Below are 15,853 nucleotides of genomic sequence, written 5' to 3'. Positions count from 1 at the left end.
CGCGCCTTGTCGCGCGAGATGACGGCCTCGCCGAGCGCGTTCTCGATGCGGTCGACGTAGACCTCGACCTCGTCGCCGACGGCGAGTTCGCCCTCGCGGCCGGGGCCGTTGAATTCCTTGAGGGCGACGCGACCCTCGGTCTTCGCGCCGATGTCGATGACCGCGACGTCCTTCTCGATCGCGACGACGCGACCCTTGACGACGGAGCCCTCGGTGATCTCGTGTTGGAGGAAGGATTCCTCGAGCAGCGCCGCGAAGTCGTCGCGGTAGGCGTCGCGCTGCAGAGCGGTACCAGCAGTCATTCTGTCTCCTGAACGGCCTCCCGCGGGAGGCCCATGCGTCGGCGGCTCGTGTTGCGGACGCCCCCGTTGCCGCTGCCGCTCCGGATGGGGAGCGACCGGTCCCGTAAGGACCGGCTTGCCGACGCGTTCGTACGGTGTCCGAGGGCGGTCGTCCCGGGGCGGCGGCGCGCCTCTAAAAGAACACGCGCGCGGCCGGCCCGGAAGGACGCCGGCTCTCTACAGCAACGGAGCCTCGGGTTCAACCGCCGGGTCGGATGCGCGTCAGGACTCCGAACTCAGGTCGACGACACACACCCGGGACGGTGATCGGCGCCTTTGACGGACGACGAACCCGTCATTCCGGGGCGCCCCCCGGAGCCGGGTTCTGCTCCGCAGCCCCGGAATGACGGGAGGGTGTCGGCACGTGCCACACCGGACGACGTCAACCCGCGTTCGAGGCCCCGTTGGATGCCGGAGCTCTTCCCAAGCCGCCTGCGATGGGATAGCCCTCAAAGCTATGGGTGCGCTGCAACAAGTGCTCGTCGTCGACGATGGTGTCCGCGCCATCGATCACTCGCTGGCCGGGGAACTGGCCGAACGCGGCTATGCGAGCGTCACCGTCTCCCTCGAAGCGGCGGCAGACGTGCTGGCGGTGATCGCCCGGCCCGCGGCCATCCTGCTCCAGACCTCGACCCGCCGCGATGCCGGCTATGCCCGCCTCGCCGCCCGCCTGTGCAGCCAGATGCGCGACCAGGGCATCCCCGTGCTGGTGGTCGACCGGTCCGAGGAGCGCCGCGCCGGCGCGCCGATCGACCTGATGACCCGCCTCGGCGCCTACGTCGTCAACGAGCCCGAGCTTTAGGAAACCGGCCGCACGGAGCCACGACCGAGAACCCGCGGCCGGTCAGGAATGGATCGGCGCGTCGTGCTTGTGGAACGCCTTGAGGCGGCGGAAGACGGCGGTGTCGTAGTTGTCCGGCACGCGGTCCTCGCCGGTGAGCCAGCGGAACAGGTCGCGGTCCGGCACCTCGATCAGCGCCTCGAACAGGTCGAGTTCGGCTCCGCTCAGGGTCCCGATCTCGGCATCCGCGAAGCGCCCCATGATCAGGTCCATCTCGCGGATGCCCCTGTGCCAGGCACGGAACAGCGTGCGGCGGCGGCGGGGATCGAGGTCGGCGCTGGTGCGGGTGGTGCCGGACATCGGATGAAAACCTTATGGATCGCGCGCTCCGCGACGGTGCGGACGCTAAGCATCATTGCGCGAAGTGGCCGCCGGTTCGCGCGAAAAAAATGATGCGGCACCAAAGAGATCGAAGCGGGTATTCGTGAGCGAAGCCACGAATGCCCGCTTCGTCCGTCGGAGAGTGCGACAGGAAAGAGACCGTGATCCAGGGATCACGGGACGTCGAGACTTGAGACCAGGCCCGAGAACGTGGCCTCGGACCAGACGGTGGACGGCCCCGGATGGGGGGGCGCCGCCTCGCGGGCGCCCTGGGGCGGCTTGGTGCCGCGCTGACCCTTGGCGGTCCGGGTGCCGCGCGGCGGCTTCACCGGGCCGCCGACCGCGTCGAACTCGTAGAGCAGCCGGCCGCCGGCCGCATCGCTGATCCAGCCGTCGGAGAACCAGCCGACGAAGCGGCCCGAATAGGAGAACACCTTGTCGTCGTCGATGATCGCGGCCGGCCGGCCGTCCCAGTGGTAGATCGCCCGCCCGTCGTCGCAGAAGGCGGAGGGCCGGCCCTCACGGTCGAAAAACTCGATCATCGCCGACACCCGCCGCCCGCCGCGGAAGGGCGGCCTTGCCGATACTTAAGCGATGGCGGGCGAAGCGCCAGCACGCTCTTGCCACGCCCTTGCCCGGCACGCCGCAGGATCGGCCGATCCTGTGGTCAAAGCATACCGTGACGCCAGGGATACCGTGACGCCGTGGCGATCCGCGACGAACCCGCCTGCACGGGCTATGAGGGCCGTCCGGGCAGGAGGCGCCCGACGAGAAGATCCCGATGAGCGACGACGCCCCTTCCGCGGCCCTGCGCCCCAGCATCCTCGATCCACTCTTCGCCCCCGTGCGCACCCTGCCGGGCATCGGCGCGAAGATGGCGCCGATGATCGAGCGGCTCCTCGGGACGCCCGAGCAGCCGGCCAGGATCGTCGACCTGCTGTTCCACCTGCCCCAGGGCGGCGTGGCGCAGAGGCTGGTGGGCTCGGTCCGCGAGGCGCCGGTGGGCGAGCCGGTCACCGTCGGCGTCACCGTGTCCGGGCACCGGGCGGCGGGGACCGGCCCGGGCAAGCGCCCGCACCGGGTGCTGGTCGAGGACGAGACCGGCGACATCACCCTGGTGTTCTTCGGGATGCCCGCCGCCCGCGTCGAGAAGATGCTGCCGCTCGGCAGCCACCGCTTCGTCACCGGCCGGATCGACCTCTGGGACGGCAGCCGGCAGATGGTGCACCCGTCGCGCGTCGTCGACGCGGAGGGGCTGGCCGCGCTGCCGGCCGTCGAGCCGGTCTACGGCGCCACGGAGGGCCTGACCTCGCGGGCGATCGGCAAGCTCGCCGTGGCGGCGCTGGAGCGCCTGCCGGTGCTGCCGGAATGGCAGGACGCGGCCTGGCTCCGGCAGAACCGCCTCCCCGCCTTCGCCGACGCGCTGCGGGCCGAGCACCGGCCCGAGGAGGCGCCGAAGCCTGCGAGCCTAGGCGCCGACGGCCTCGCGATCCCCCCGCCCGCGACGCCGTCGCGCCGGCGGCTCGCCTACGACGAGCTCCTCGCCTCGCAGCTCGCGCTCGCCCTGATGCGCGCGCGCGCGCGGCGCAAGCCCGGCCGGGTCAATGCCGGCGACGGGCGGCTCTCGGCACGGATCGAGGCGGGCCTGCCCTTCGCGCTGACCGGCGCGCAGACCCGCGCGGTCGCCGAGATCCGCGGCGACCTCGCCTCCGACCGGCGGATGCTGCGCCTGCTCCAGGGCGATGTCGGCTCGGGCAAGACCGCGGTGGCGCTGCTGGCCATGGCCTCGGCCTGCGAGGCCGGCCGGCAGGCGGCGCTGATGGCGCCGACCGAGATCCTGGCGCGCCAGCATTTCGAGCGGCTGGCACCGCTCGCGGGCCCCCTCCGCTTGCGCCTGATGACCGGGCGCGACCGGGCCGCCGAGCGGCGGGCGACGCTCGCCGACCTCGCGGCCGGCCAGATCGACATCCTGGTCGGCACCCACGCCCTGTTCCAGGACAGCGTGGCGTTTTCCGACCTCGGGCTGGCGGTGGTCGACGAGCAGCACCGCTTCGGCGTGCACCAGCGCCTCGCGCTCGGCGCCAAGGGCGCGGCCGTCGACATCCTGGTGATGACCGCGACCCCGATCCCGCGCACGCTGGCGCTCACCTGCTTCGGCGACATGGACGTCTCGATCCTCGACGAGAAGCCGGCCGGGCGCCGGCCGATCAAGACGCTGACCATCCCCACCGAGCGCATCGACGACGTGGTGGCGGGCCTCGGCCGCGCCCTCCGGGGCGGCGAGCGCGCCTACTGGATCTGCCCGCTGGTCGCCGAATCCGAGTTCGTCGACCTCGCCGCCGCCGAGGAGCGCTTCGCGGACCTGACGCGGCATTTCGGCGATGCGGTCGGCCTGATCCACGGCCGCATGGCGGGGCCCGACAAGGACGCGGCGATGGCGCGCTTCGCTGCCGGCGCGACGAAGCTGCTGGTCTCCACCACCGTGGTCGAGGTCGGCGTCGACGTGCCGGAGGCGACGATCATGGTGATCGAGCACGCCGAGCGCTTCGGGCTGGCGCAACTCCACCAGCTCCGCGGCCGGGTCGGGCGCGGCGCCGAGGCCTCGTCCTGCCTGCTGCTCTACCGCGGCCCCCTCGGCCAGGTGTCGAAGGCCCGCCTGGAGATGATGCGCGAGAGCGAGGACGGGTTTCGCATCGCCGAGGCCGACTTGGCGCTTCGCGGCGAGGGCGAGGTGCTGGGCACGCGCCAGTCCGGGCTCGCCGCCTTTCGGCTCGCCCGCCTGGAGAGCGACGGCGCCCTGCTGGAGGTCGCCCGCGACGACGCGCGGCTGACCGTCGAGCGCGACCCCGGCCTCGGGAGCCCGCGGGGGCAGGCGCTGCGGGTGCTGCTCTACCTGTTCGAGCGCGACGCCGCGATCCGGCTGCTCGGGGCCGGTTGAGCGCGCACGCGTCTTTAGAGCGCTTCCCGACGAAGTGGAATCCGGTTCGTCGTTAGGAAGCGCGTCAAAACAAGGGCTTAGAGCCGTACCCGATCCAACGTGATCGGGTACGGCTCTAAGCTCCGCGCGCCGCTGCGCCGGAGGGATGGCCGGAAGCCGAAGGGTGACGCGGGACGCCGCGGAACCACGAGGGGCAGTGGGGTGTGAGGCCGGTTCCCCGGCGTCCCGCGGCTCCGGACCGGTCAGGGTCCGGGGCCGATCTGGCGTCGCGGTGTCGTGTTCGACGTACTCCCGACCTGTCGAGCGTGCTGCCGGGGTTCAACGGCTTGGCCGTTGCCCCCGGGGCTTCGCTCTCAGGGTGCCCCCTGCCCCGCCTCGTAGTGGGCGGGACCGCAGTGTCTGTTCCAAGGCTCCGAGAACAGGGTCAGCGGCCCACGGCATTTCCTCCGTGGGCCTGAACGAACCGCCCGTATCCCAGAACCCGGCGCGTCGGGCCGTCGCCCGGGGCGGTGGCGGCTGAGCCACCGACGCGGGCACCGCCCTGCCGCTCCAAGCCTTCCGGTTCAGCCACCGCAAGGCCCCCTTACCGTCCGGGCAGCAGGTGAAGGATCAAAAGCACAAGTTGGGACCATTGTCAAGGATTCTCGTCCTGGAGACCGCGATCCGGCACAGTTTCCGGCGGCGCCCCGGAAAGACGGTGGTGGGTGATCCGGCAGCTTCGGAGATGTGTGAATCCGGTAGCGCGCAGAGGGGAGAGGAAGAGCCGGGTGGGCTACGATTGCGAACCCGTCACCCGGAAACCGTATGACAGGGGCGCAGGTTGCCGCAGCACCGGGGACAGGGACGTGGAATCGCCCTAGATCCGCCTCAGTCCGGCAACCGCGCCCCGAGGATCGCCCGCCCGTGAGCCAGCCGCCCCGACAGGACAGGATCTTCGCCGCCGCCGTGGTCGGCGCCGGCGCCGCCGGGCTCGCCGCCGCCCTGGCGCTCGCCCGCGACGGCATCCCGACCGCGCTCATCGGCCGCCACGCCCCCGTGGCCGACGGGCGCACGGTCGCGCTCCTCGACGGCTCGGTGCGCTTCCTCGAGGCGCTGGGCGCCTGGGACGCGATCGCCCCGCATGCCGGCCCGCTGGCGACGCTGCAGATCATCGACGACACCGGCAGCCTGTTCCGGCTGCCGCCGGTCCGCTTCCACGCCGGCGAGATCGGCCTTGCCGCCTTCGGCTGGAACGTCGAGAGCCGCCGGCTGACGGAGGCCCTGCGCGCGCAGGCGCGGGTGACGGACAACCTCACGCTGTTTGAGAGCGACGCGCTCGAAGCCTCTGCCGGCGAAGCGTTTTCCGAGGTGCGCCTCGCGGACGGCGCCACGGTCGCGGCCCGGCTCGTGATCGGCGCCGACGGCGCGCGTTCGCCCCTGCGCCAAGCCGGCGGCATCCGCGTGCGGGACTGGTCGTATCCGCAGGGCGCGATCACCACCATCCTCGCGCACGGGCGCCCGCACGGCGACGTCTCGACCGAGTTCCACACCCGCGGCGGGCCCTTCACCCTGGTGCCGCTGCCGGGCGACCGGTCGAGCCTCGTCTGGGTCGCGGGCGAGGGCACCGCGCGCCGCCTCGCCGGCCTCGACGACGCCGGCCTCGCCGAGGCCGTCACGCGGCAGGCGCAGGGGATGCTCGGACCGATGCGGGTCGACGGCCCCCGCGGCCTCGTGCCGATGCGCGGCCTCTCGGTGGCGAGCGCGACCGCCCACCGCCTCGCCCTGATCGGCGAGGCCGCCCACGTCTTTCCGCCGATCGGCGCGCAGGGCCTGAACCTCGGCCTGCGCGACGCGGCGGCGCTGCGCGACGCGGTGCTCGCCGCCACGCGCGAGGGCCGCGATCCGGGTTCCCGCGCGGCGCTCGACGGCTTCGCCCGCGGCCGCCGCCGCGACGCGGCGCTGCGCTCGACGGCGGTCGACGCCCTCAACCGCAGCCTGCTCGCCGACCTCGCGCCGGTCGACGCGCTGCGCGGCTTCGGCCTGCTCGCCATGAGCGCGATCGGCCCGCTGCGCCGCGCCGTGATGCGCGAGGGCGTGCTGCCGCGCCTCGGCGCGCCGGAGCAGATGCGCGCCGCGGGCTGAGCGCCGAAAGGCATTTCGCCGGAGCGGCTTGGCAGGATTTCTTCGTCCGGCGCCTCATCGGGCACGGGCCCCGGCCCGGCGTCCCGATGCCGCCGGCGGCACGGCGCACCTGACACCCCGCCTTCCGGTCTATACATCCCCACCGGGCGCCGCTTCGCACCGGCCCGATTTCCCGACGAGCAGACCCGCGACCCGATGGCCAAGCCCGCACCCAACGCTCCCGCCCCGGCCCCTAGGGTCCAGCCGGCGCGCTTCGCCCTGCCGAAATCCGGCCCGCTCGCCAGGCTCCGCGACGCGCTGGCCCGCGGCGACAGCCCGACGCTCGCGGGCGTGCCGGACGGCTTCGACGCCCTCGTCGTGGCCGACCTCGCGCGGAGCTTGAGCGCCGGCTTCGAGGGGCCGGCGGTGCTGGTCCACGTCGCCCGCGATTCCGGCCGCTCGAACGCCTTCGTCAACGCGCTGAGCTTCGTCGCGCCCGAGATCGAGGCGATGCGCGTGCCGGCCTGGGACTGCCAGCCCTACGACCGCGTCTCGCCCAACGGCGCCACCGCGGCGCAGCGCATGACCGCCTTCTCGCGCCTGACCCGCACGCGCTCGTCGGAAGCCGCGCCGCGCATCCTGTGCACCACGGTCAACGCGCTGATCCAGCGCGTGCCGCCGATGACGCGCATCGCCGTCGAGACGTTCTCCGTGGCGATCGGCAACGTCGTGGCGATGGACCGCGTCGTCGCCTGGGTCGAGGCCAACGGGTTTCTGCGCACGGGGACGGTGCGGGACACCGGCGAGTACGCGGTGCGCGGCGGCATCCTGGATCTCTCGCCGCCGGGCCTGCCCAACCCGATCCGGCTGGACTTCTTCGGCGACACGCTGGAATCGATCCGCGCCTTCGACCCGGAGACGCAGCGCACCGTCGGGCAGCTCCGCGCCCTCGACCTCGTGCCTATGAGCGAGGTGCAGCTCACCACCGAGACGATCCGGCGCTTCCGCCAGGGCTACGTGTCGAACTTCGGCGCCGCGACCCGCGACGACCGCCTCTACGAGACCGTGAGCGAGGGCCGGCGCTATGCCGGGCTCGAGCACTGGATGCCGCTGTTCTACGAACGCCTCGACACCCTGTTCGATTACGTCGCGGGCGTGCCGATGGTGTTCGAGCCGCAGGTCGAGGACGCGGCCGTCGAGCGGCTGGCGCTGATCCAGGATTATTTCCAGGCCCGCGAGGGCGCGATGAAGGTGCCGCAATCCGGCGTCGCGCCCTACAAGCCGCTGCCGCCGCGCGCCCTCTACCTCACCCAGAACGAGCTGCGCGACCGGATCGCGGCCTGCGCGGTCGCGCGGCTGACGCCGTTCTCGGTGCCCGACGGCGCGGGCACGGTGATCGACTGCGAGGGGGAGGCCGGGCGCAGCTTCGCCCCCGAGCGGGCGGACGAAGCAGCCAGCGTCTTCGACGCGGCGGTGGCGCATGTGAAGGACCTGCAAGGCGCCGGCCATCACGTGATCCTCGGCGCCTGGTCCGACGGCTCGCGCGACCGGCTCTGCGGCGTGCTCGCCGACCACGGCCTGAGGAAGCCGATGGCGATCACCCGGCTCTCGGACGTCTACGCGCTGAAGCGCGGCAGCGACGTCGCGGTGGCGGTCTGGGGCCTCGAAGCCGGCTTCACCGCGGGCCAGCTCGCGGTGGTCTCGGAGGGCGACATCCTCGGCGACCGGCTGGTGCGCCAGAAGCGCAAGGGCAAGCGGCCCCAGGACATCATCCTGGAGGTGCAGGCGCTCCAACCCGGCGACCTCGTGGTGCATGCCGACCACGGCATCGGCCGGTTCGTCGGCCTGAAGACCATCACCGCGGCCGGCGCCCCGCACGATTGCCTGGAGCTTCAATACGCCACCGGCCTGCTGCTGCTGCCGGTGGAGAACATCGAACTGCTGACCCGCTACGGCTCCGAGGATGCGGAGGTGGCCCTCGACCGCCTCGGCGGCGGCGCGTGGCAGGCGCGCAAGGCGCGGATGAAGCGCCGCATCCTCGACATGGCGGGCGAGCTGATCAAGGTCGCCGCGCAACGCTTCGTGCGGCAGGCCCCGCGGCTGGTGCCGCCGGAGGGGCTCTACGGCGAGTTCGCGGCGCGCTTCGCCTTCGAGGAGACCGAGGACCAGGCCACCGCCATCGAGGCCGTGCTGTCCGACCTCAACGAGGGCCGGCCGATGGACCGGCTGGTCTGCGGCGACGTCGGCTTCGGCAAGACGGAGGTGGCGCTCCGCGCCGCCTTCGCGGCGGCGATCTCGGGGCGGCAGGTGGCGGTGGTGGTGCCGACCACGCTGCTCGCGCGCCAGCACTTCCGCACGTTTGCCGAGCGCTTCAAGGGCCTGCCGATCCAGGTGGCGCAGCTCTCGCGCTTCGTGTCGGCGGCCGAGATGAAGCAGGTGCGCGCGGGGCTGGCCGACGGCACGATGGACATCGTGGTCGGCACCCACGCGGTGCTGGCCAAGACCATCGCGTTCAAGGACCTCGGCCTGATCATCGTCGACGAGGAGCAGCATTTCGGCGTGGCCCACAAGGAGCGCCTGAAGAGCCTCCAGGCCGACGTGCACGTGCTGACGCTGTCCGCCACCCCGATCCCGCGCACGCTGCAACTCGCGATGACGGGGGTGCGCGACCTCTCGATCATCGCGACGCCCCCGGTGGACCGGCTCGCGGTGCGGACCTTCGTGACGCCGTTCGATCCGCTGAGCATCCGCGAGGCGCTGCTGCGCGAGCGGTATCGGGGCGGGCAATCGTTCTACGTCGTGCCGCGGATCGAGGATCTGGCGGAGGTGAAGAAATTCCTCGACACCGAGATGCCCGAGACCACGGTGGCGGTCGCCCACGGCCAGATGGCGGCGGGCCAGCTCGAGGACGTGATGACGGCGTTCTACGAGGGCAAGTACGACGTGCTGCTCTCCACCACCATCGTCGAATCCGGCCTCGACATCCCCACCGCCAACACGCTCATCGTGCACCGGGCCGACATGTTCGGGCTGGCGCAGCTCTACCAGCTCCGCGGCCGCGTCGGCCGCTCGAAGGCGCGCGCCTACGCGCTGTTCACGACGCCGGCCAACCGCACGCTGACCGCCCAGGCCGAGCAGCGCCTGAAGGTGCTCCAGACCCTCGATACGCTCGGCGCCGGCTTCCAGTTGGCCTCCCACGACCTCGACATCCGCGGCGCCGGCAACCTCTTGGGCGACGCGCAGTCGGGCCACATCAAGGAGGTGGGCTACGAGCTCTACCAGCAGATGCTGGAGGACGCGGTGACCGCGCTCAAGGCCGGGTTCGAGGAGCCGGCGGAGGAGGCGTGGTCGCCGACCATCGCCCTCGGCGCGCCCGTCACCATCCCCGAGACCTACGTCGAGGATCTCGGCGTGCGGCTCGCCCTCTACCGGCGGCTCTCGACGCTGGAGAACGACGCCGAGATGGAGAGCTTCGGCGCCGAGCTCATCGACCGCTTCGGGCCGCTGCCGCCGGAGGTGGAGCAGTTGCTCAAGATCGTCACGATCAAGATCCTGTGTCTGGCCGCCAACGTCGCCAAGGTCGAGGCTGGGCCGAAGGGCGTCGTCGTGCATTTCCGCGACAAGTCCTTCGCCAACCCGCAGGGGCTCGTGGCCTACGTCGCCGAGCAGGCCTCCTTCGCCCGCGTCCGCCCGGACATGAGCGTGGTGTTCGTCCGCGAGCTCGACTCGATCCCGGCCCGGCTCAAGACCGCGACGCAGGTGATGCGCAGCCTCGCCCAGATCGCCGGGCGCGGGGGGAAGAAGCAGGCGGCGTGAGGCAGCGGAGCGCGGCAACGCCGGCGTGGGACGATCGTTATCCGCTCATGGCAACCATCGCGATCCTCGTCGGGACGCCCGCGGGCGCCCGTCTCCTGGCGGCCTCCTCGGAACGCGAGGCCGCTTTGGCGGCCGAGCGGCTGATCTGCCGGCTCGAACGCAGCGCCCTGCCCGCGCCGATCTGGGTGCAATGCGCCGACGCGGACCTTGCCGGCCGCCTCACGGCCTACCTGCGCGACCTCCAGGCCGATCTGACCGGCCCGGCGCTCGCCTGAGCGGCGGCGGCGTCGCCGGCGCCGCGCACCGGGCCTTTCATGCCAAGCCTCATGGGTCGTGAGCCATGAGGCCCGGCGGACGGCCGCCGCGCCCCGCGTCGCGGGGGTCCCGAGCCTCGCTGCGTTGCCCTCGTCGAGGCTTGGTATTAACGCCGTGGGGACCCCTGCCGGGCGGGTGATCCGATCCACCACGAGGCCCCGATGAAACTGCCGCGCCGCTTCTTCCAGCCGCTCGCCGCCGGCGCGCCCGCCCCGTTCCGCGAACTGCCCGTGCGGCTGGAGCGGATGATCCACTTCGTGCCGCCCCACAACGACAAGGTCCGCGCCCGCGTGCCGGAGCTCGCCCCCACCGTCGACGTGGTGCTCGGCAACCTCGAGGACGCGGTGCCGCTGGACCGGAAGGAGGCGGCGCGCCGGGGCTTCGTGGCGATGGCGCAGGCGACCGACTTCGCCGCCACCGGCACCGGCCTGTGGAGCCGCGTCAATGCGCTGAACTCGCCGTGGTTTCTCGACGATGTGTTCGAGATCGTGGCGGCGGTGGGCGCCAAGCTCGACGTGGTGATGATCCCCAAGGTCGAGGGGCCGTGGGACATCCACTACGTCGACCAGTTGCTCGCGCAGTTGGAGGCGCGCCACGGCGTGGGGAAGCCGATCCTGATCCACGCGATCCTGGAGACCGCCGAGGGCGTGGCCAACGTCGACGCCATCGCCTGCGCCAGCCCGCGCATGCACGGCATGAGCCTCGGCCCCGCGGATCTGGCGGCGTCGCGCGGCATGAAGACCACCCGCGTCGGCGGCGGCCACCCGGAGTACCGGGTGCTCGGCGATCCGGCCGGGGACGCGCCCCGCGTCAGCGCGCAGCAGGACCTGTGGCACTACACGATCGGAAAGATGGTCGACGCCTGCATGGCCAACGGCATCAAGGCGTTCTACGGCCCGTTCGGCGACTTCTCCGACGGGCCGGCCTGCGAGGTCCAGTTCCGCAACGCCTTCCTGATGGGCTGCGCCGGCGCCTGGACGCTGCACCCGAACCAGGTCGCCATCGCCAAGCGGGTGTTCGCGCCCGACCCCGCCGAGGTGGCGTTCGCCGCCCGCATCGTCGCGGCGATGCCCGACGGCACCGGCGCGGTGATGCTCGACGGCAGGATGCAGGACGACGCCACCTGGAAGCAGGCCAAGGTCATCGTCGACCTCGCCCGGCTCGTGGCCGAGAAGGACCCGGACCTGGCAGCGGTGTACAAGCTGGATTGAGGGCGTGCCTCGGTGTCCCTCCCCCGCCGCGGGAAGAGGCGGAGACTCGTGCGGCCGAACCCGGTGACACGGATGCGCATCGCGCCTATCTGAGCGGCCATGATGGATCAGCCCACGACCGACCCGCGGCCGGACGAACCGAGACTGCGCATCGCGAAATTCGGCATCGGCGCCGTGGTGCGCCACCGGATCTACCCGTTCCGCGGCATCGTCTTCGACGTGGACCCGGTGTTCGACAACACCGAGGAATGGTGGCTGGCGATTCCCGAGGCGTCGCGCCCGCGCAAGGACCAGCCGTTCTACCACCTGCTCGCCGAGAACGCCGAGACCGAGTACGTCGCCTACGTCTCCGAGCAGAACCTCGTGCCGGACACCTCCGGCGAGACGCTCCGTCACGCCGGCATCCCCGAGATGTTCGAGCGCGATGCCGGCGGCACCTACCGGATGCGCGACCGCGCGGCGAATTAATTTGTCCGTTTCTCGGTGCGATCGTTCTGCACACGTGCCGCCCTACGATCGGGTGATCCGTGTGCTCGTGATCCGCCCGATGCCGGCCGCACTCATCCGTGCCCAGGCCTGGGCCAGCGAGCCGCCCTGGTCGATCGCCCGCGTCGCGTCGTCGGCGACCAGGGCCGCGAACCCGGCGGCGCGGGCGTCGAGCGCGCTCCAGGCGACGCAGTAATCGGTGGCGAGCCCGCACAGGACCACGCGCCCGATGCCCCGCTCGCGCAGGTATCCGGCGAGCCCCGTGGGCGTGCCGTCAGCCTCGGCGAAGGCCGAGTAGCTGTCGACGGCGGGGTTGAGGCCCTTGCGCAGCACCAGGGCGGCGCCGGGCAGGTCGAGGTCGCGCGCGAGGTCGGCGCCGGCCGTGCCCTGCACGCAGTGGTCGGGCCACAGCACCTGATCGCCGTAGGCGAGCCGCACCGTCTCGAACGGCGCCCGCCCCGGATGCGCGCTCGCGAACGAGGCGTGTCCGGCCGGGTGCCAGTCCTGCGTCAGCACCACGGTGCGAAAGCGCGCGGCCAGCGCCCGGATCGGCGCGACGACGGCATCGCCCTCCGGCACGGCGAGCGCCCCGCCGGGCAGGAAGTCGCCCTGCACGTCGATGACGAGCAGGGCGTCGCCGGGGCCGGGCGTCAAGTCCGGGATTCCAAAGGACAAGTCCTTTGGCGGGTCCGGGCGGAGCCCGGAATCCCCGTGTCCGGTGATCCCGGGATCACGGCACCATCACCGTCGAGCCCGTGGTCTGGCGCCCGGCGAGGTCCCGATGCACCTGCTGCGCCTCCGCGAGCCTGTAGGTGCGGTTGACGGGAATCTTCACCGCACCGCTCCGCACCACCGAGAACAGGTTGTCCGCCATCTCGGCCAGCACCGCCGGCCGGCTCGCATAGGTGAACAGGGTCGGGCGCGTCACGTAGAGCGAGCCCTTCGCGGCCAGCAGCCCGAGGTCGAGGGCCTGGATCGGGCCGGACGCCGCGCCGAAGCTCACGAGCAGCCCGAGCGGCGCGAGCGAATCGAGCGAGCCCATCAGCGTGTCCTGCCCGACGCCGTCGTAGACCACCGGCACGCCCTTGCCGCCGGTGATGGCGCGCACGCGGCTCGCCACGTCCTCCTCGCGGTAGAGGATGACGTGGTCGCAGCCGTGCGCCCTGGCGAGGTCTGCCTTCTCGGGCGAGCCCGCGGTGCCGATCACGGTGGCGCCGAGATGCTTGGCCCATTGGCAGGCGATCAGGCCGACGCCGCCGGCGGCGGCATGCCACAGGATCGTGTCGCCGGGCTTCACCGCGTAGGTCCGGTGCAGCAGGTACTCGGCGGTGAGGCCCTTCAGCATCATGCCGGCGGCGGTGGCATCGTCGATGCCCTCCGGCACGTGCACCGCGGCCGCGGCCGCGATCACCGGTTCCTCGGCATAGGTGCCCTCCCCCGAGCCGGTGGCGACCCGGTCGCCGACCTCGAACCCGGTGACGCCCTCGCCGACCGCCGTGACGGTGCCCGCCACCTCCTTGCCCGGCGTGAACGGGAGCCGCGCCGCCTTGTAGGCGCCGGAGCGGAAGTAGATGTCGATGAAGTTGACCCCGATCGCGCCCGTGCGGAGCCGGATCTGGCCGGGGCCGGGCTCGGCCCGCGGCACCTCGACGTAGTCCATCACCTCGGGGCCGCCGTAATCCTGAATGCGTATCGCCTTCGGCATGTCTCGTGTCCCCGTCGATCGCCTGCGTCGTGTCCCGCGGAGATAAGGGATCGAGGGCGAGGGGCAATGCCGGCTCGCGCGGGGCGCCCCGTCCCGCGGGCCGGATCGAGGCGGCGCAGGCGCGTGCCGCCGCCGCGGGACGGGACCCCGACGCGCCCGTGCGACCCCAGCCTGCCTTGCACTCGCCGTCTTTCAATCTTAACTGAACCTGAACGAAAGGCTGATTCGTTCAGGCCGTCACGGGAAAGAAGGAGGACAGCGATGCTGACCGGACCGTTCCAACGCCTGCCGGGTTCGTCCGAGGGACGTGAAGCCCCCGCCTACGAGCCCTGGCTGCTGCCGATCTCGGACGCCGCCGCCGCACAGGCGGCCGACGTGGCGCTCGCCGTGCGCCGGGCGGCCCGCCCCCTGTGGATCGCCGCCAACGGCCTCTGCCTCGCCCTGGCGCTGCTGCTCGCCGCCGAGACCGCGACGGGCTGGATGAACGGCGGCCGCCCCGCGCCCGCGGCCCGGACCGTCGTCGCCACCGCCAGCGCGTCCTGAATCACGCCTCCTCGCGCACCGGCGCGACGCCCGCCGGCGCCGCGCCCTGCGCCGTCCGCAGGCTCGCGGCCATCGCCTGGAGGCGGGCCTGCGGGTCTTCCGGCTGGATGACGCCGGCCGACATGACGAGCTTGGCCGCGTCGTCGACGCTCATCCCGATCTCGATGATGTCGGCGCGCGGCAGGTAGAAGAAGAACCCCGTGGTCGGGTTCGGCGCGCACGGCAGGAACACCCCGACATAGTCGTTGCGGCGTCCGCCCGGCCCCTCGCCCTGCGGCAGCGCGGTCTGCACGTCGGGCGCCGCGGGCGCCGACAGGAACACCACCGACCACGTCCCCTTCACCGGGAACTCGACCAGCCCGACCGTGCGGAACGAGGTCCCGTTGGCGGAAAACAGCGTCTCGAAGATCTGCCGCAGGCCCTTGTAGAGCCCTGAGATCACCGGCGTGCGCGCGAGCAGCACCTCGCCGAACTCGATCACGCTGCGCCCGACGAGGTTGGCCGTGAGGAAGCCGAGCAGCGTCACCGCGACGAAGGCGATGAGCATGCCCAGGCCCGGAATCGAGAACGGCAGGTAATGGTCCGGCAGGTAGCTCGCCGGCACCAGCGGCTTCACGAAGCCGTCGATCAGCGTGATGATCCACCACGTGATGTAGGCGGTGATGGCCAGCGGCCCCGCCACGATGATGCCGGTGAGGAAGTAGGTCCGCAGGCGGCCCCGCGCGCTCACGCGGGGGCGCGGGCCGGGGCCATCCGGCTCGGGGGGCGGCAGCGCGGTCGGCGGTCTCACTGAAGCCAGGGTGGCCCCCGAAGGCATGGCATCCCGGGCACGCGTCCGGTCGCATGAGACCTACTCCCTCCCCCCGCCCGCCTCAAGGCCGCGGGCCTCCGGCGTTGGCTGCGCGGGCCGCCCTTCGCGCCCGGACGATGACGATCGGGTTTCACCCGGCGGCCCCGCCTCGCCGATCCGGGCGATTGCGCGCCCCACCGCCCCCGCGTATAGAGCGCCATCCCCCTTTTGAACGCGTGAGACGGGACCTCCGGATCGAGCCGTCCGGAGCCTGCGGACCGGTGCCCGGCCCCGTCCGTCCACGCGCCGTCGGAGCTTAAGACGAAACATGACCCAGGGTCCGCTGATGCCCAAGGCGACCGCCGTCTGGCTGGTCGAGAACACCTCGCTCGCCTTCGAGCAGATCGCCGATTTCTGCAAGCTGCACCCGCTGGAGGTGAAGGGCA

The 15,853-nt window shown here is 72.3% G+C and carries 14 protein-coding genes and 1 pseudogene; 9 read left to right on the top strand and 6 right to left on the bottom strand.

The window, feature by feature from the left end; all coding sequences use genetic code 11:
• Window positions 1-302 (bottom strand): S1 RNA-binding domain-containing protein (locus tag ACFE86_RS15735; protein WP_375456268.1); only part of this gene is annotated, 302 nt, incomplete at its 3' end.
• Window positions 303-798: 496 nt separating this feature from the next.
• Here ACFE86_RS15735 and ACFE86_RS15730 point away from each other — a divergent pair.
• Window positions 799-1,143, top strand: coding sequence for a hypothetical protein (locus ACFE86_RS15730; protein WP_375456267.1), 345 nt, complete (start codon window positions 799-801; stop codon window positions 1,141-1,143).
• A gap of 42 nt (window positions 1,144-1,185) precedes the next feature.
• Here ACFE86_RS15730 and ACFE86_RS15725 read toward each other — a convergent pair whose 3' ends face one another.
• Window positions 1,186-1,482 carry a succinate dehydrogenase assembly factor 2 gene (locus ACFE86_RS15725; RefSeq protein ID WP_375456266.1) on the bottom strand — a complete coding sequence of 99 codons (297 nt, stop codon included), beginning with the start codon at window positions 1,480-1,482 and terminating at the stop codon, window positions 1,186-1,188.
• A gap of 194 nt (window positions 1,483-1,676) precedes the next feature.
• Window positions 1,677-2,045, bottom strand: a complete 369-nt coding sequence (locus ACFE86_RS15720) for a 4-fold beta flower protein (protein ID WP_375456265.1) — start codon at window positions 2,043-2,045, stop codon at window positions 1,677-1,679.
• Between the two features lie 239 nt (window positions 2,046-2,284).
• On the opposite strand from ACFE86_RS15720, the gene recG reads away from it, so the two are divergent.
• From recG to hspQ, 6 genes are all read left to right on the top strand, one after another.
• Entirely contained in the window at window positions 2,285-4,441 is a 2,157-nt protein-coding gene (gene recG, locus ACFE86_RS15715; RefSeq protein WP_375456264.1) for an ATP-dependent DNA helicase RecG, read from the top strand.
• A 903-nt stretch (window positions 4,442-5,344) separates the two neighbouring features.
• Complete coding sequence (locus ACFE86_RS15710; RefSeq protein ID WP_375456263.1) at window positions 5,345-6,562, top strand: FAD-dependent monooxygenase; 1,218 nt, start codon at window positions 5,345-5,347, stop codon at window positions 6,560-6,562.
• A gap of 195 nt (window positions 6,563-6,757) precedes the next feature.
• Entirely contained in the window at window positions 6,758-10,357 is a 3,600-nt protein-coding gene (gene mfd / locus ACFE86_RS15705) for a transcription-repair coupling factor (RefSeq protein ID WP_375456262.1), read from the top strand.
• A 47-nt stretch (window positions 10,358-10,404) separates the two neighbouring features.
• Window positions 10,405-10,632: a hypothetical protein gene (locus ACFE86_RS15700; RefSeq protein WP_375456261.1), complete on the top strand. Its 228-nt coding sequence runs from the start codon at window positions 10,405-10,407 to the stop codon at window positions 10,630-10,632.
• 201 nt (window positions 10,633-10,833) lie between these two features.
• On the top strand, window positions 10,834-11,883 hold the full coding sequence (locus tag ACFE86_RS15695; RefSeq protein ID WP_375456260.1) for an HpcH/HpaI aldolase/citrate lyase family protein: 1,050 nt from the start codon (window positions 10,834-10,836) through the stop codon (window positions 11,881-11,883).
• A 102-nt stretch (window positions 11,884-11,985) separates the two neighbouring features.
• Window positions 11,986-12,351: a heat shock protein HspQ gene (gene hspQ / locus ACFE86_RS15690; RefSeq protein ID WP_375456259.1), complete on the top strand. Its 366-nt coding sequence runs from the start codon at window positions 11,986-11,988 to the stop codon at window positions 12,349-12,351.
• Window positions 12,352-12,393: 42 nt separating this feature from the next.
• Here hspQ and ACFE86_RS15685 read toward each other — a convergent pair whose 3' ends face one another.
• Entirely contained in the window at window positions 12,394-13,023 is a 630-nt protein-coding gene (locus ACFE86_RS15685; RefSeq protein WP_375456258.1) for a nicotinamidase, read from the bottom strand.
• Between the two features lie 76 nt (window positions 13,024-13,099).
• On the bottom strand, window positions 13,100-14,074 hold the full coding sequence (locus tag ACFE86_RS15680; protein ID WP_375456257.1) for a quinone oxidoreductase: 975 nt from the start codon (window positions 14,072-14,074) through the stop codon (window positions 13,100-13,102).
• Window positions 14,075-14,335: 261 nt separating this feature from the next.
• On the opposite strand from ACFE86_RS15680, the gene ACFE86_RS15675 reads away from it, so the two are divergent.
• A complete protein-coding gene (locus ACFE86_RS15675; protein WP_375456256.1) occupies window positions 14,336-14,617 on the top strand; it encodes a hypothetical protein in 282 nt (93 codons plus the stop codon).
• Between the two features lies 1 nt (window position 14,618).
• Here the strand turns inward: ACFE86_RS15675 and ACFE86_RS15670 are convergent, their stop codons facing one another.
• A complete protein-coding gene (locus tag ACFE86_RS15670) occupies window positions 14,619-15,434 on the bottom strand; it encodes a DUF502 domain-containing protein (RefSeq protein WP_375456255.1) in 816 nt (271 codons plus the stop codon).
• A gap of 301 nt (window positions 15,435-15,735) precedes the next feature.
• On the opposite strand from ACFE86_RS15670, the pseudogene ACFE86_RS15665 reads away from it, so the two are divergent.
• Window positions 15,736-15,853 (top strand): annotated as a pseudogene (locus ACFE86_RS15665) (DUF1013 domain-containing protein); the annotation flags it as partial.

The sequence above is a fragment of the uncultured Methylobacterium sp. genome (genome assembly GCF_964244095.1).
In the GTDB taxonomy this organism is placed as follows: Bacteria; Pseudomonadota; Alphaproteobacteria; order Rhizobiales; family Beijerinckiaceae; genus Methylobacterium.
This window is presented reverse-complemented; position numbering and strand designations above follow the sequence as displayed.

Bases quoted from the DNA above. Each gene is read 5' to 3' on its own strand.
- ACFE86_RS15730 (WP_375456267.1), top strand. From the start codon at position 799: ATGGGTGCGCTGCAACAAGTGCTCGTCGTCGACGATGGTGTCCGCGCC.
- ACFE86_RS15725 (WP_375456266.1), bottom strand. From the start codon at position 1,482: ATGTCCGGCACCACCCGCACCAGCGCCGACCTCGATCCCCGCCGCCGC.
- ACFE86_RS15720 (WP_375456265.1), bottom strand. From the start codon at position 2,045: ATGATCGAGTTTTTCGACCGTGAGGGCCGGCCCTCCGCCTTCTGCGAC.
- recG (WP_375456264.1), top strand. From the start codon at position 2,285: ATGAGCGACGACGCCCCTTCCGCGGCCCTGCGCCCCAGCATCCTCGAT.
- mfd (WP_375456262.1), top strand. From the start codon at position 6,758: ATGGCCAAGCCCGCACCCAACGCTCCCGCCCCGGCCCCTAGGGTCCAG.
- ACFE86_RS15700 (WP_375456261.1), top strand. From the start codon at position 10,405: ATGGCAACCATCGCGATCCTCGTCGGGACGCCCGCGGGCGCCCGTCTC.
- ACFE86_RS15695 (WP_375456260.1), top strand. From the start codon at position 10,834: ATGAAACTGCCGCGCCGCTTCTTCCAGCCGCTCGCCGCCGGCGCGCCC.
- hspQ (WP_375456259.1), top strand. From the start codon at position 11,986: ATGGATCAGCCCACGACCGACCCGCGGCCGGACGAACCGAGACTGCGC.
- ACFE86_RS15680 (WP_375456257.1), bottom strand. From the start codon at position 14,074: ATGCCGAAGGCGATACGCATTCAGGATTACGGCGGCCCCGAGGTGATG.
- ACFE86_RS15675 (WP_375456256.1), top strand. From the start codon at position 14,336: ATGCTGACCGGACCGTTCCAACGCCTGCCGGGTTCGTCCGAGGGACGT.
- ACFE86_RS15670 (WP_375456255.1), bottom strand. From the start codon at position 15,434: ATGCCTTCGGGGGCCACCCTGGCTTCAGTGAGACCGCCGACCGCGCTG.